The 13,871-nt window shown below is 33.7% G+C and carries 16 protein-coding genes; all 16 read left to right on the plus strand.

Features of this window, described 5'->3' with window-relative positions:
- The first annotated feature begins 69 nt into the window (after window positions 1–69).
- The 16 genes from A5880_RS11370 to A5880_RS11445 all read left to right on the plus strand — a co-directional run bounded on the left by A5880_RS11370 (window position 70) and on the right by A5880_RS11445 (window position 13,510).
- A complete protein-coding gene (locus A5880_RS11370; RefSeq protein WP_086329153.1) occupies window positions 70–894 on the plus strand; it encodes a LysR family transcriptional regulator in 825 nt (274 codons plus the stop codon).
- Between the two features lie 220 nt (window positions 895–1,114).
- Window positions 1,115–1,471 carry a DUF7006 family protein gene (locus A5880_RS11375; protein ID WP_086329154.1) on the plus strand — a complete coding sequence of 119 codons (357 nt, stop codon included), beginning with the start codon at window positions 1,115–1,117 and terminating at the stop codon, window positions 1,469–1,471.
- Between the two features lie 725 nt (window positions 1,472–2,196).
- On the plus strand, window positions 2,197–2,997 hold the full coding sequence (locus A5880_RS11380) for a PTS mannose/fructose/sorbose/N-acetylgalactosamine transporter subunit IIC (protein WP_086329155.1): 801 nt from the start codon (window positions 2,197–2,199) through the stop codon (window positions 2,995–2,997).
- Entirely contained in the window at window positions 2,990–3,808 is an 819-nt protein-coding gene (locus A5880_RS11385; RefSeq protein WP_086329156.1) for a PTS system mannose/fructose/sorbose family transporter subunit IID, read from the plus strand. The genes A5880_RS11380 and A5880_RS11385 overlap by 8 nt, the downstream gene beginning before the upstream one ends.
- A 30-nt stretch (window positions 3,809–3,838) precedes the next feature.
- Window positions 3,839–4,315 (plus strand): PTS sugar transporter subunit IIB, encoded by a 477-nt coding sequence (locus tag A5880_RS11390; RefSeq protein WP_086329157.1) that lies wholly within the window; start codon window positions 3,839–3,841, stop codon window positions 4,313–4,315.
- 20 nt (window positions 4,316–4,335) lie between these two features.
- Window positions 4,336–5,187 carry a MurR/RpiR family transcriptional regulator gene (locus A5880_RS11395; RefSeq protein WP_086329158.1) on the plus strand — a complete coding sequence of 284 codons (852 nt, stop codon included), beginning with the start codon at window positions 4,336–4,338 and terminating at the stop codon, window positions 5,185–5,187.
- Window positions 5,188–5,196: 9 nt separating this feature from the next.
- Window positions 5,197–6,096: an N-acetylmuramic acid 6-phosphate etherase gene (gene murQ / locus A5880_RS11400; RefSeq protein ID WP_086329159.1), complete on the plus strand. Its 900-nt coding sequence runs from the start codon at window positions 5,197–5,199 to the stop codon at window positions 6,094–6,096.
- Window positions 6,097–6,107: 11 nt separating this feature from the next.
- A complete protein-coding gene (locus A5880_RS11405) occupies window positions 6,108–7,097 on the plus strand; it encodes a serine hydrolase domain-containing protein (RefSeq protein WP_086329160.1) in 990 nt (329 codons plus the stop codon).
- A gap of 15 nt (window positions 7,098–7,112) precedes the next feature.
- A complete protein-coding gene (locus A5880_RS11410; RefSeq protein WP_086329161.1) occupies window positions 7,113–7,532 on the plus strand; it encodes a PTS sugar transporter subunit IIA in 420 nt (139 codons plus the stop codon).
- A 326-nt stretch (window positions 7,533–7,858) separates the two neighbouring features.
- Window positions 7,859–8,347 carry a MepB family protein gene (locus tag A5880_RS11415; protein WP_086329162.1) on the plus strand — a complete coding sequence of 163 codons (489 nt, stop codon included), beginning with the start codon at window positions 7,859–7,861 and terminating at the stop codon, window positions 8,345–8,347.
- 986 nt (window positions 8,348–9,333) lie between these two features.
- Window positions 9,334–9,543: a hypothetical protein gene (locus A5880_RS11420; protein ID WP_086329163.1), complete on the plus strand. Its 210-nt coding sequence runs from the start codon at window positions 9,334–9,336 to the stop codon at window positions 9,541–9,543.
- A 282-nt stretch (window positions 9,544–9,825) separates the two neighbouring features.
- Window positions 9,826–10,500 (plus strand): two-component system response regulator SapR, encoded by a 675-nt coding sequence (gene sapR / locus A5880_RS11425; RefSeq protein ID WP_086329164.1) that lies wholly within the window; start codon window positions 9,826–9,828, stop codon window positions 10,498–10,500.
- A gap of 13 nt (window positions 10,501–10,513) precedes the next feature.
- Window positions 10,514–11,539 (plus strand): two-component system sensor histidine kinase SapS, encoded by a 1,026-nt coding sequence (sapS, locus tag A5880_RS11430; RefSeq protein ID WP_086329165.1) that lies wholly within the window; start codon window positions 10,514–10,516, stop codon window positions 11,537–11,539.
- 345 nt (window positions 11,540–11,884) lie between these two features.
- Window positions 11,885–12,145, plus strand: a complete 261-nt coding sequence (locus A5880_RS11435) for a hypothetical protein (RefSeq protein ID WP_086329166.1) — start codon at window positions 11,885–11,887, stop codon at window positions 12,143–12,145.
- Window positions 12,146–12,448: 303 nt separating this feature from the next.
- Window positions 12,449–12,967 carry a methyltransferase family protein gene (locus A5880_RS11440; RefSeq protein ID WP_086329167.1) on the plus strand — a complete coding sequence of 173 codons (519 nt, stop codon included), beginning with the start codon at window positions 12,449–12,451 and terminating at the stop codon, window positions 12,965–12,967.
- A 360-nt stretch (window positions 12,968–13,327) separates the two neighbouring features.
- Window positions 13,328–13,510, plus strand: coding sequence for a hypothetical protein (locus tag A5880_RS11445; protein ID WP_086329168.1), 183 nt, complete (start codon window positions 13,328–13,330; stop codon window positions 13,508–13,510).
- Window positions 13,511–13,871 lie beyond the last annotated feature (361 nt).

Genomic DNA, 13,871 nt, shown 5'->3' on the forward strand with positions numbered 1-13,871 from the left:
AATAATTTGCATTTGAGAAATAAATAGTTAAAATGATATCTATAACAAAAACGAATGGAAAGGATTTCTATGTTTAAATTACTGAAAACATTTCGTGTTGTTTATGAAACAACAAATTTTTCCAAAGCTGCGGAGCTTTTATTTATTTCCCAACCAGCTGTGTCAAATCAAGTCAAACAATTGGAAGAAGAACTCGGTGTGGAGCTCTTTATGCGAAATGGACGTCAAGAAATTACAACGACCAAACAAGCGGATATTTTATATCATCATTTGTTGAATTTATCCGATGATTGGAAAGACGCTATTCAAGCACTTCATGTTGAAGGACAATCAATAGAAACTTGTACAATTGCTGCATCAAATACAATTGCTGTGTATTATTTACCAGAGCTGATGGCTCAATTGACGGTTAAATTTCCTACGGTATCGTTTATTCTCGAAATGGACAACTCTGAACAAGTGCTGAGCAAAATCGAAAAGCATCAAGCTCACTTTGGTTTTATTGAAAAACCATTGATAACCAATGAACTCATCCGACAAAAAATTCTGACGGATGAGTTGGTTCATGCAGGTGACTTTTCTAAGTCTTTATGGCTTGTTAGAGAAGAAACATCTGGTGTTTATCATTATACGGAACGTTACCTTTTAGAGCATAACATGAATCCAGAAAAAATGTTGATCAAAAATAATGAAATAATTCTTCGATGCTTAGAACAAGGAATGGGGCAATCGCTAATCTCAAAAAAGGCATTAACAGAAAAGATCAACTGGCAACCATTAAGTGACGAATATAAGAGGAATTTATATTTTATTAAAAGAAAACATATCAAATCATTAAAATTACGTGAGGTGGAAATGTTTATCCATTCTTATTATATAGCTGCCAAAAACTAGTGATAATCAACTTTCCGAGAGGTAAATGAGATATTATTCTTAATTTTATATAAATAATATAGTCATTTTAATGGATAAAAAAGACTGTTTTGTGATATCTTATTAGAAGATATTAGGCCATCAAAGAAATAGTATAGACATCAGGTTAGATTGAAGTAGTTGGTGCTTTCGTTTCTTGAAGAAATAAGTGCCTAAACAGTTATGATAGGAGGAGGATATTGTGGAATCATTTTTATGGAACCTTCAATTGGAAGAATATATCGCAACGATGGATCAATCAATTGAGATAGAACCAGAGTTCATCAAGTATTATCAACACTTGACAGAAGAAGGCAATCAGTTAGTTGAGCAGATTAATCCTGATACATTAGCTGCAAACTTACCTAAGTTGATGGCTATCGATGAAAAATGTACATTGGTTATTTTTTATATCCTTAATGGATCAGCGTTGGAAGATGGCGATGCAGTCAATACGATTCAAGTAATTGAGCAAGAATACAAAAAAACACATAGAGAAAAGTATATATTTGACCTTCCTGAATATGAAGAATGGTCGATTTCTCAAAGAATTATGTAACCGTTCTAACACGAATTACATATAAGCTTCAGCTTAAAATGATGGAAGTCAATCAAAAAACCAGTTACGTTGCACAAAATACGTAATAGGTTTTTTTGTTTTTTCAAGGTTGTTACCTAATAATAATATGTAAAAAATATTTTGTGAAAGCAAAAAGTTATTTACAAAAAGCAGAGAAGCTTGATAAAAGTAGAACGGGTTATGCATTCTCGGTGAAAGTGGAGAGAATAATTTTCCACTAGGAATACAAAAATAGCTCTTTTAATCATACACAATTTGTGTGCAATCAAAAAAACAGAAGAGAATCCCCGAATCTCGGCTAAAAGAGCTACTGTCCTTTGCTTCATAAAAGGAAGAATAGTTAATTTCTTCAGATAATTGTGATTTACGTAAGACTTCTCTTATTCATTACAGTTAACCTAAAAAAGCGGTCTAAGTCGAATAAGTAATGACGTAGACCGCTTTTTGAAGGAAATTATATTTCTTTTTATATATTTTTTAATAATAACTTGAAATTGAATTTCATAAATGGTATGATTCTCTTGTAAAGAGAAAGCGCATTCTTTTTTTACAAAGAGTTAGTTTGGCTATTATATTATCTAGTTTCATGAGCTAGATTTTAGAAGAAAAGATAAATTATAGCTGTGATAAAAAATGTCACAATCCTATTTTTAGAGAGAGCTGAACAAATCTTATTAGGCTTTTATATTCAAGGAGGGAACAAAATGGAAATATCTATCGGTATTATTCTTATTTTATGTCTTTACACAGCTGTCGGCGTGCTTGACCAAATTTCGATTCAAATCGGTCCATATACGCCACTATTTGCTGCAACATTTACGGGTCTGGTTTTGGGAGATATTCAAACAGGTTTAATGATTGGTGCAACATTACAATTGATGACACTAGGAGTAGCTACATATGGTGGAGCTACTGTGCCAGATTTTCTTTCAGGCGCTGTAATGGGTACAGCGTATGCGATTATTTCAGGACAAGGTGCTGAATATGGGATCGGCGTTGCAGTACCAATTGGATTATTATTGACACAATTAGATATTCTTGGCAGAATGACGAATACCTTTTTCCAACATCAAGCGGATAAATATGCTGAAGAGGGAAATTATAAAGGAGTAGAGCGAAGCAATATTTTAGGGATTTTTCCTTGGACGATTTCTCGTGTGATTCCTGTGTTTATTGGATTGGCTTTTGGTGAACAAGTTGTAACCGTTATTAATGAGTGGATTCCTGTTTGGGTGATGAATGGGTTGAAAGCAGCAGGAGCTATTTTACCTGCAATGGGAATTGCGATTTTGATGCGTTATTTACCGATTAAAACGTATTGGCCGTATTTTATTATTGGCTTTGTTTTACTTGCTTATGGTGCTGAATTCTTCTCTGTTTTGGGTGTTGCATTGATTGGCTTGGCGTTAGCTGCAATTTACGTAATGAATAGCAATAAAATCCCGGCAGCATCTACTGGAACAACTGTTTATGAAGACGATGAGGAGGTAGAAATTGATGACTAACAAATTAACGAAAAAAGACATTAATAAAGTCTATTTAAGAAATCTGTTTAGCTTACAATGGGGTTGGAACTATGAAAAAATGCAAGGACTCGGCTATTCATATGTAATTATGCCTGCATTAAAACGTTTATATAAAGATGATCCGGAAAAAATGAAAAAAGCACTTAAAACGCAATTAGGCTTTTTCAATACAACGCCAGCGATGTCTCATCTAATTATTGGTGCAGATATGGCACTAGAAGAAGAGATCGGAATTGAAGATGACCAAGCGATTACTGGGTTGAAAACGGGATTGATGGGGCCGTTTGCCGGCGTTGGAGATACATTGTTTATTGCGATTTATCGAGCAATCGTCTTTTCCATTGCTGCCTATATGGCTCAAGGCGGACAAGCTTTCGGATTAGCGATTCCACTAATCGCAGGTATTGCAGTATTGTGGGTACGTTATAAATTTACTTGGATCGGTTATCATCAAGGAAAAAAAATCGCTACAGAATTTGCCGACAAAATGAAAGTATTAACACAAGCTGCAGCTATTCTTGGACTAACGGTTGTTGGAGGATTGATTCCTTCGGTCATAACTTATAAACTAGAGTTGACGTATAAAATGGGCGAAGTGACATTATCTATCCAAGAAATGCTGGATAAAATTTTACCAGCACTGGTTCCACTATCTATCGTTATGCTGTCTTATTGGTTATTAGGGAAGAAAAAGATGAATTCAACTCGCTTGATTTTTGTCTTGATTTTACTAGGAATGCTATTAGGTAATCTACAAGGAATCACATCTTGGATCGGTAATTTATTTTAAAAAATTCTAAAAAACAAAGGATGAATAATTATGTCAATAGAAAATGCACGCGTTGATGAACGTCTAATTCATGGTCAAGTAGCCACTGTTTGGACAAATACATTAGGAGCCCAAAGAATCATGGTGGTAAATGATCTAGCAGTGAAAGATCAAATGCAGATTGGTGCGCTAAAAATGGCGAAACCGGCTGGTGTAAAATTGTCGATTTTATCGAAACGTAAAGCGATCGAAAAAATTTTGGCTGGTAATTATGAAGATGAAAAGGTCTTCCTAATTACAAAAGATATTCAAGATATGGCAGATTTAATCAATGGTGGTGTGCCATTGAAGGCCTTTAACGTTGGGAATATTTCTCAAAAAGAAGGCAGTACTCCAATTAAAAAATCAGTAGCTTTAACAGAACTAGATATTCAAACAATCAAAGAATTAGATGGAAAGGGCGTTAAAATCACTGCTCAAATGATTCCATCCGAATCAAGTGAATCGATTTTAACATTCATTAAATAAAAAACAGGAGCTGAAGGCAGATGGATGCAATAAAGATTATTCGACAAAAATACAAAGATTTTTCTAAGGTGAATCGGAAAATCGCTGATTATATATTGAAAGATCCAACCTTGGTTCTTTCTTTAACGGCAAATGAAATTGCATCCAATAGCGGAACATCACCAGCTTCTGTCACTCGATTTTCTAAATCACTAACTTTTGATAGTTGGGAAGAGTTAAAATTAGCTATTGCAGCGAAACAAGGAGCAGATAATGCACCGAAAATGATTGATCCGATTATTGCAGTTGATGACTCCATTGATACGTTATGTGCAAAGGTTGGAACGTTATTGAATAATTCAATTGAAGATTTGTTTGACTTGATTGATAAACAAGCACTAGAACGATCGATTGAATCCATAAAAAAAGCTGAATCAATTTATTTGATTGGGATCGGTTCTTCTGCACTAACCGCACAAGACCTATATCATAAATTTAATCGTGCGGGCAAACGAGCGATATTTAATCAGGATGTTCATATGCAATTTGAGTTTTTAAATTATGCTAAGCCCAATGATGTATTGATCGCTATTTCATATAGTGGGATGTCAAAAGAAGTGTTAGTTGCTTGTGAAATCGCTCGCCACAAGCAATTGAAGGTGATTTTCATTACAAGAAACGAGCAGCAACGAATAAAGGACTTAAGTGATGAAGTGCTGCGGGTTCCTTCAAATGAACATTTATTAAGAGTAGGTGCGATTGCTTCGATTGCTTCCACAATGGCGGTAGGAGATGTTTTGTATTTAGGCTCTATTCAAGACGATCTAGAAACAACTATAGAAAAAAATATGTTAGATACACGGAAATTAGTAGAGAAACTGAAGGAAAAGTAGGGATGGAATATGAAACTGGACGAGTTAACAACCGAATCGCGGAATCAAGCGAGTATGAATATCGATCAGTTATCAACGATCGATATGGTAAAAATAATGAACCAAGAAGATCAAAAGGTCGCCTTGGCTGTCGAAAAAGTTCTTCCAGAAATTGCTCAGGCTATTGAACAAGCGGCAGAGCGCTATCAAAAAGGTGGTCGTTTGATTTATTGTGGTGCAGGAACTTCCGGACGTTTAGGAACGTTAGATGCAATTGAGTTGACGCCTACGTATAGTGTGTCACCAGACAAAGCGTTTGGTCTAATTGCAGGTGGCACAGATGCGATGTTCCATGCAGTGGAAGGAGCCGAAGATTCAAAAGAGTTAGCTGAAGCGGACTTAAAGAAGCACCATTTAACAAAAGAAGATGTTGTGATTGCCATAGCGGCTAGCGGAAGAACCCCTTACGCGATTGGTGCAGTGGAGTATGCAAAGCAAGTAGGAGCATTGACAGTTTCAGTTAGCTGCAATGCTTCTAGTGAAATGAATAATATAGCAGCGGTAGGAATTGCGCCAGTTGTAGGACCGGAAGTGATTACAGGTTCTACGAGAATGAAAGCGGGTACAGCTCAAAAAATGGTGCTGAATATGTTTTCTACAGGAATTATGGTCAAAACGGGGAAGGTTTATCAGAACTTAATGGTCAATGTTCAACCAACGAATGAAAAACTAATCCAACGCTCAATCAATATTATTCATGATGCAACAGGCATTGATCTATTGGGTGCTAAAGAATATCTCGACAAAGCTGAACAGCATGTGGCAGAGGCCATTGTCATGATTAGAGGAAACATTGAATTGGACGAAGCAAAGAGACTATTGGAAAAACATAACCAGAGAATTTCTGACGTATTAAAAGACCTTGAGTAAAGGAATACAAAATGAATACGACTAAAATAAATGAACAGATTGAAACGATGGTGGAACAAAAAATAATTTCTGGTGCCTCGTGGTCAACAATCAATCAAACGGACATAGTAAATCATTACAAAGGAAAAATGGGAAGCACACCACCTTTTAATCAGCAAGATATACATGCCTCTTGTTATTACGACTTAGCGTCTTTAACAAAAGTTATAGGTACAACTACAAGAATCTTGCAATTAATTGATGAAGGCAAGTTACACTTAAAAACGAGTGTTGCAAAGGTTTTACCTAACTACGCCAATCTAACTATGACAATTGAAGATTTATTACTGCATCGTTCAGGACTGCCAGCAGATGTAACAGATAAGCAGTCTTTCGACCAAACAAAATTACAAAAAATATTTAAACAATATTCAATAAATCAGCAATCTGCTATATTTTATTCTGATCTTGGTTATCTGTTATTAGGATGGGTCATTAATGAAATAGATGGGTGTTCTTTAGAGGAAAGTTTTCGAACGTTTATTTTTGAACCATTAGAAATGAAGCAAACAAGTTTTTATTTAGAAAAAAAAGAAGTCGCCGTTCCGACAGAGCAGACAGTAGACAGAGGAATGATTCAAGGAATCGTACATGATTCCAAGGCGTGGCAGTTAGCTGAACCTGTCGGCAGTGCAGGACTTTTTTCTACTTTGAATGATGTGAATATGTTTGTTGCGGCATTTTTACTAAATCGTTTGCCTAATGGCCAGCCGATGTTTTCAGAAAGTCTTTATGCAAGTATACTAACAACAAATTATTTCAATCGTACGTTTGGTTGGGAGAAAAAAATGAACAGTTCGGGACAATGGTTTCTCTATCATACTGGATTTACTGGTACATCTATTGGTTTAAAGCCGTGTGAAGGAGAAGCACTTATTGTGTTGACTAATCGAATTCATCCAACACGAAACAATCAAGTATTTTTAGAACGTAGATCAGAATTATATAGCAAGTATTTTTAATTTGGAGGTATATAAATGAAACCTAAATTGATTTTAATGAGTCATGGTAATATGGCTCTAGAAACACTACAGTCAGCTAAAATGATCGTAGGTGAATTAGCTGTAGCAGAAGTGGTAGCCATGGAAGCTACAGATGGCATGTCAGGAACGGTAGAAAAATTAACTACTATATTAGAAAAAATGGGAAATGTTCCTATTTTGATTATTGCTGATTTAAAAGGTGGAACACCTTGTAATGTAGCGATGATGCAAATGAACAACTACCAGCATCTCCGTGTCATATCAGGCTTAAACTTAGCGATGGTTATTGAAGCGTCGGTTTCGCCTAGTGAAGACGTCGATGAGTTGGCAGATTATTTATGTGAGATAGGCAAAAATGCAGTAGAAAAAATTGAGTTACCGGAAATAGAAGAAGATGATGAGTACGAAGAGTAAAATCTGAGACGAAGATAAAATCTTGAAAAATTCAGGTATTTCGGTGAGTATAAGAAACGTTTGAGGTTGGGACAAGAGCTGTTTTTGTACCATCGCTTATTCGGTTATAGAGTGTGAGTCAAAAGTGCTTTTTACTTTTGGCCCACACTCGAATTTTTTTGAGAAGGGATATGGTACCAGACTTGTTTTTTATCTAATGATTGTTCGTATTTACACGACTGTTGTAACAATCTATTTTTTGATAAAAATTTTTAAAAAATTTATTATTTAAACGATTTATCCTCTTTATAATGATACAATAAAAAAGAGATTTAGAAGGAGGCGACATGGAGTCAATCAGCTATTTAACGAAAATCATTCAGAAAATTAGTCAGCATCCTTTGGAAAACTTAAAGTTAGAAGAACAAAATAAAGCATATGAAGGAGCAACATTTTCTGTAGGAAATCATACATTTCGAAGTAGAAAAGCAAAAATAACGCCTAAAAAAGCTGGTTATTTTGTTGTTTTTTGGGAGAAAGATGAAGAAAATAAAAATAGAGCATACGATGTTTCTAGTGCACCCGATAAACTAATTGTTACGATTTTTGATCAGGAGAAAGTCGGGCAGTTTATTTTTCCTAAACATATATTGCTAAAAAATAATGTATTAAGCAATGAAATGGGGCAAGGAAAAATGGCGCTTCGCGTGTACCCAACATGGGTAACGGGATTAAACAAACATGGGACAGTTATACAACAATGGCAGATACCATTTTTTATTGACTTGACGTCTAATTGGGAGTTGGAAAAATTAAAAACAATCTATTTTTTATAATTGTACTTAAACAATTGCTCAAATAATCAATTCTTGTAGATAAAATTACGTTAAAAAATAGCTGGAGATAAGATGATTACTTATCTCCAGCCGAATAGTCACTAATAAAGAAAATACAAACAATGATTTGATATTCGTATAAAGGAAGTATTGAAAAAGGTTACATTGTTTTTTGATCATTGTGTTTTCTTACATAATACTTGGGAGTAGTATGTGACTATTACTTTGTAAAAGAATGCGAGCTTACTTTTTAAATTATCCAGGAGAATGGGTAAAAGGCTGGTTGGGATCAGCGTTTTATATAGTCAATGGTTGGTTGACTTTATATATTTCAATTTAAAAAGTAAGCAAGACATTCATTCAGATAGAAACGAATACACAAAAAAATGGCGTCGGACACGATTCCAACGCCATTGTAAGTTCAACAAATAAGCACAAACATCTTCAAGAACAGAAAAAACTAGTATAAACCTCTAGAAATTTCTTTCAAAATTGAGTAAAATGGAAGATGTCAATGTATAAATATTGGCTTAAGCAACTTGATTGGTCAGGTGTTCACTGACTGTTCAGGGCTTCATGATTTAGTTGGTAGCTAAATTATGAAGTGCTTTTTTTATTCTATTCGTTTCTATCTATTCTCCATTTTATAGGAAAACCCTTGTAGGGTCAATAAAGGGTTTGAAAAAAATTACTTGAATTGTTAAATTGTTTTAAAGATGTACTGAAAACATATCTACAAAAAAATAAAATAAATTCATTATAATGGGGGATTAAGGAAAATAGTAGGCAGTCAATGTAGTGATGCATGGACTGTTAAAATCGAAAAGAGGTTGGGATAAATAATAGGTCATCGAAACAGTGACTGTCAGACTGAGATATTGCTGATAGAGTTATCTCTCAGTTATTTTTATCTTTCAAAAAAAGTTTAGTTAGCGTAAAATGTAAGTGTATACAAAAAAGGACATGTTCATTGTGGGGGTAGAAAAATGTTGATAGAATTAGTAATAATGCTGACGATTTTTACATACGGCAGTAATTTTATTTTATATTTTGTACTTAAAACAAAAGAAAAAATGGAAGGAATCGAAAAGTTGTCGATCTTTTTTGGTGTGAATATGACGATTTTACTTTTAGATGGGGTCTTTTTGTTTATTGGAAAAGCGATATCTGATAGTGGAGTTGCTGTTTTGGAATGAGTGTCTGCAATCATTAATTTGTGGGAGGAAATAAGTTTAGGATGGGTGAGTTTTCAAAGTTATCATAGGTAATAAGCCATATCAACTCCTACCTTCGTTGTGTTTCTTGTCGATTTCTTAAAAAACCATCACGTTCTGTGTGTTAAAGTACTAAGGTTTGAAGTTTTTGTCCCAACCTCAGATTCTTTATTTTTTTAATTAAAATTTCGGCTAAAAGTCCTATATGAATGACGCATTTTTTCTGATAAGGTACAATAAGATGGAACAACAGGAGGAGAAGAAATGGCAAAGATCATGATTATAGAAGATGAGACCACGATTCGTGAGTTGATTAGTGAAGAGTTGCAAAGATGGCAGTTTGAAACGTTTGGTACAACGAACTTTAATAATGTTTTGGAAGATTTTCAAAAGGAAGATCCTCAATTAGTATTACTGGATATTAATTTGCCCGTTTTTGATGGCTATTATTGGTGCCAAAAAATCCGCGAAGCATCTAAAATCCCGATTATTTTTATTTCTAGCCGAAATACAAATATGGATATGATCATGGCGATGAATATGGGAGCAGATGACTTTGTTACTAAACCTTTTCAACTTGATGTATTAATTGCAAAAATCAATGCGCTGTTGCGTCGTTCTTACAATTACTCGGAAGTCGGTAGCGAAGTCATGTCACATAACGGTATTACGCTGAATGTGGATAATGGCAGCATGGAAATCAATGGAGAAGTCATTGATTTAAGTAAAAATGAATATCGCTTGCTGTACATTTTGATTAAGAAGCATGGAAAAATTTTAACTCGAGAGAAATTATTGCGCGCATTATGGGAAGATGAGCGTTTTGTAGATGATAATACCTTGACGGTCAATATCAATCGTTTAAGAAAAAAAATCGAACAGGCAGGTCTTGATGGCTATATTGAAACAAAAGTTGGACAAGGATATATTGTTCCGTAGATAGGAGACGAAAATGACGATTTGTAAGTATTTAAAAGATCATTGGCTGCTCTTGATCGGCTGGTTATTTTTTATTGGTTTAACTTGTTTTATTTTGTGGCTATCTCCTGACATGCATGTGAATCTGTCAGTCATTGGTTATTTGGTATTATTACAAGGACTCTTTTTATTCCTTTTTTTGACGATTGATTATTCATTGAAAAAACATTGGTGGCAATCTTTGGATATCACAGAGCATCCCCCTTCTTTACAAGATTATTTAGGTGAAGCTTCTAAGACCGAAGAAAAACTAGTACAAGATTATATCAACGGACTTTTAGTAGAGCATCAACAAGTGATGCAACAAGCAATCAATAATCAACAAGATCAAAAAGACTATATAGACTCATGGGTTCATGAAATTAAAGTCCCTCTTGCAGCAGTAAATCTTATTTTACAATCAATAGAAGATGACATTCCAGAAAAAAAGTACTATTTAGTGGAAAATGAACTGAGTAAAATCGATGAATATGTCGAACAAGTTCTCTACTATGCAAGGTTAGATAGTTTTTCAAGAGATTATTTAATACAAGAATATTCGTTAAAAGAAATTGTTCAATCTGTGATTCGGACACAGGGAAGTTATTTTATTCAGAAAAATCTACATTTTTCGATTGAAGGCGAAGATCAATTAGTATTGACGGATGCCAAATGGGTGGCATTTATCTTTAAACAATTAGTAAGTAATGCAATAAAATATACATCTGCAGGTGGCAGTATAACTGTAACCTTTTCAAGGACAAAAGAAGGTGCATGGTTATTTTTAAAGGATACTGGTTTAGGTATTCCCAAAGAAGATCAGCGACGTATTTTTGATAAAGGCTTTACAGGCGAAAATGGCCGCACCAGTGAGCAGCATTCAACAGGATTGGGTCTGTATTTGGCTAAAAGTTTAGCAGATAAATTAGGCCATCAGTTAACGGTGGAATCGGTTGAAGGTGAAGGCACGACGATGAAGTTACTGTTTCCGTTTTTAAGTTATTTTAATGAGAGACGGTAAAGAAGGCGTATGGAACAAAGACGAATGTATACGGGTGAAAACAATCTACGTAGAGTTATATTTTGCAAAGTGACAAAAAATAATAAATGATTAATCAGATTTTAAAAGAAACTATAAAAATGTTTTCAAGTGTTCAATAAAGTTGTTCAAAAAATAATTTAGAGAGCGAGGAAAACAGAAATGTTTTTTCCGCTCTTATTTCTTTGTATAGAAAATATCAAAGACTTAAAAGTGTAAAGAGCAGAGATCTAGAGTGACTACAGTGATTTAATAGAAATTACAAGAACTCTAGCTGAAAACAACAAAAAGACTATAGAGGCAGTGAAACTTTTAGTTTAGAAACCATTGGCATTTGTTACTACAGATGATTTTTATGGAATGTATACAGCTTATGAAACAAAAGAACACTTACAAAGTAAAGAATTAATAGGTAAAGATGGTGACTATTATCGCTGGGAACCTAATAAACGGGGAGTTTCTAGTAATGAAGATAATGATATTTTTTATGAATCAATTGTAAAAATAGTGGATAGTGAGTTGGAAATAGCTCTTACAAGATCTTCAGTGGAGAAGTGGATGTTTGCTTTATCCTTTATTGATGCATGAGGAGAAGCAGTTTTAAGTGTTCCAGAGACTATATTTCAAAAACGATTAGAAAGGATGACTAATGAAGAAAACTTTTATTATTAATTAAAAGATATTGAAAGCAAAGACGACTTATTCAAGGGTTTGATAAGTATATAAGTTAGTATAATGAAAAAATAAAAGAAGATTGAACTGAATAAGTCCTATTGAATATAGAATTCATTCAATTCAAGTTTTCTAAGTGTCCGACACTTGGCGGTCTAAGCTCTTTAAAACATATAATACTTATATTGCTTAAATAGATACTCTAAAGGAGGATGAACAATGAATGGATTTGTTATAGTGGTACCGATATTTTTAATAAGATTTTTGTTAATGAACAATATTAACTCTGTAGCCGCAAAAGAGGCAGCAAAATTTGCACCAGTTTTAGGGATTGAAAAGTTTTTCTACTATATTTATCAGATAACAACGATATTACTTGTTATATTACCAATATTTTTACGAAGTCATTTTAAATCTGGTATTAATTATTTAGGAGTTGGACTATATTTAATAGGGCTAATAGTTCTGTTACTTTCGACAATTGATTTTTCCAAACAAAAGCCAAACACACTTAGAGTATATGGGATTTATCAGTATTCGAGAAATCCAATGTATTTGGGCTATTTATTATTCTTTTTTGGATGTACATTGATTATGCAGTCAGTGAATCTGTTTATTTGTTTAGTTTTATTTCAACTTTCAACTCATTTTATAATTTTATCAGAAGAACGTTGGTGTGAAGACCATTTTGGAAGTGAGTATAATGATTATAGCGGAAGAGTTAGAAGATATTTTTAGATGAGTGGGCGAAAAAATAAAAATACATGTTGAAGGAATTGACGTAAATACAAAAGTGATTGATCTTTTGGTGGAACTAAGTTCTTAAGGCGATAGTTTTCAGCTGAAAAAGGAGAGTATCGATTATCCGAAGTGGTTGAAGAATTAGATAGTATTCCTTAAAAGGATTGAATGAGGTGTTAGAGATGCTTAAGGATATTTTCTTTATTGCCGATCTAAAAGGTGATTGAATGAAGGGGCATGTAAAGTATCTTGAACAAAAAATCAATTTACTTCAGTATCAACTTGAAATAATTACTCCAAAATCTGTAGTAATATAGGGAGTGTTTAAAAACGATCAATAACTAAAGGAGAAAATAGATGGAGTTCACGAAGAAAAATGTAATGGATCAAGTGGCACTAGTAAAAAAGACTCTTATAGATAATGGTGTCGATAATGATGCAGTAAATTTTTATCTAGATATCCTTATAAATGACATTGGAGAAATGGATGATGGTCAATGGGAGTACTTCCCTAGAATGAATTTATCAGATAAAAAGTAAAGGGTTTTTATACCAGAGTCAATCAGAAGGGGAATTAATGTAGATGATACTGTACGGAATAATTTTGTTGGTTATATTACCTACGCACTATTTATTATATAAAATATTTAAAAAACGGATTAAATTATCTAAAAGACTCAACATGAATTTGACAGGAATTCTTAGTATAATTTTTTGGACAATTGGAGTTTTTATAGTAGGCGTCTTATCAGATAGTTTAAGAGGAAATTATGCTTCTGCAGGAGGGGATTTAACAATAATTCCAATAATGTTTATCGGGTTTTTTAGCTTAACATTTATGTTGGTATATGTTTTAGTGATTAATCTTGTTTTGTAGGGCAATAAAGAGGATCTATAAATC

Source organism: Enterococcus sp. 4G2_DIV0659 (assembly GCF_002140715.2).
Taxonomy (GTDB): Bacteria; Bacillota; Bacilli; order Lactobacillales; family Enterococcaceae; genus Enterococcus_L; species Enterococcus_L mansonii.

Excerpts from the sequence above, each read along its gene's own strand:
- A5880_RS11370 (WP_086329153.1), top strand. The coding sequence starts at position 70 with ATGTTTAAATTACTGAAAACATTTCGTGTTGTTTATGAAACAACAAAT.
- A5880_RS11380 (WP_086329155.1), top strand. The coding sequence starts at position 2,197 with ATGGAAATATCTATCGGTATTATTCTTATTTTATGTCTTTACACAGCT.
- A5880_RS11385 (WP_086329156.1), top strand. The coding sequence starts at position 2,990 with ATGACTAACAAATTAACGAAAAAAGACATTAATAAAGTCTATTTAAGA.
- A5880_RS11390 (WP_086329157.1), top strand. The coding sequence starts at position 3,839 with ATGTCAATAGAAAATGCACGCGTTGATGAACGTCTAATTCATGGTCAA.
- A5880_RS11395 (WP_086329158.1), top strand. The coding sequence starts at position 4,336 with ATGGATGCAATAAAGATTATTCGACAAAAATACAAAGATTTTTCTAAG.
- murQ (WP_086329159.1), top strand. The coding sequence starts at position 5,197 with ATGAAACTGGACGAGTTAACAACCGAATCGCGGAATCAAGCGAGTATG.
- A5880_RS11405 (WP_086329160.1), top strand. The coding sequence starts at position 6,108 with ATGAATACGACTAAAATAAATGAACAGATTGAAACGATGGTGGAACAA.
- A5880_RS11410 (WP_086329161.1), top strand. The coding sequence starts at position 7,113 with ATGAAACCTAAATTGATTTTAATGAGTCATGGTAATATGGCTCTAGAA.
- A5880_RS11415 (WP_086329162.1), top strand. The coding sequence starts at position 7,859 with ATGGAGTCAATCAGCTATTTAACGAAAATCATTCAGAAAATTAGTCAG.
- A5880_RS11420 (WP_086329163.1), top strand. The coding sequence starts at position 9,334 with ATGTTGATAGAATTAGTAATAATGCTGACGATTTTTACATACGGCAGT.
- sapR (WP_086329164.1), top strand. The coding sequence starts at position 9,826 with ATGGCAAAGATCATGATTATAGAAGATGAGACCACGATTCGTGAGTTG.
- sapS (WP_086329165.1), top strand. The coding sequence starts at position 10,514 with ATGACGATTTGTAAGTATTTAAAAGATCATTGGCTGCTCTTGATCGGC.
- A5880_RS11440 (WP_086329167.1), top strand. The coding sequence starts at position 12,449 with ATGAATGGATTTGTTATAGTGGTACCGATATTTTTAATAAGATTTTTG.
- A5880_RS11445 (WP_086329168.1), top strand. The coding sequence starts at position 13,328 with ATGGAGTTCACGAAGAAAAATGTAATGGATCAAGTGGCACTAGTAAAA.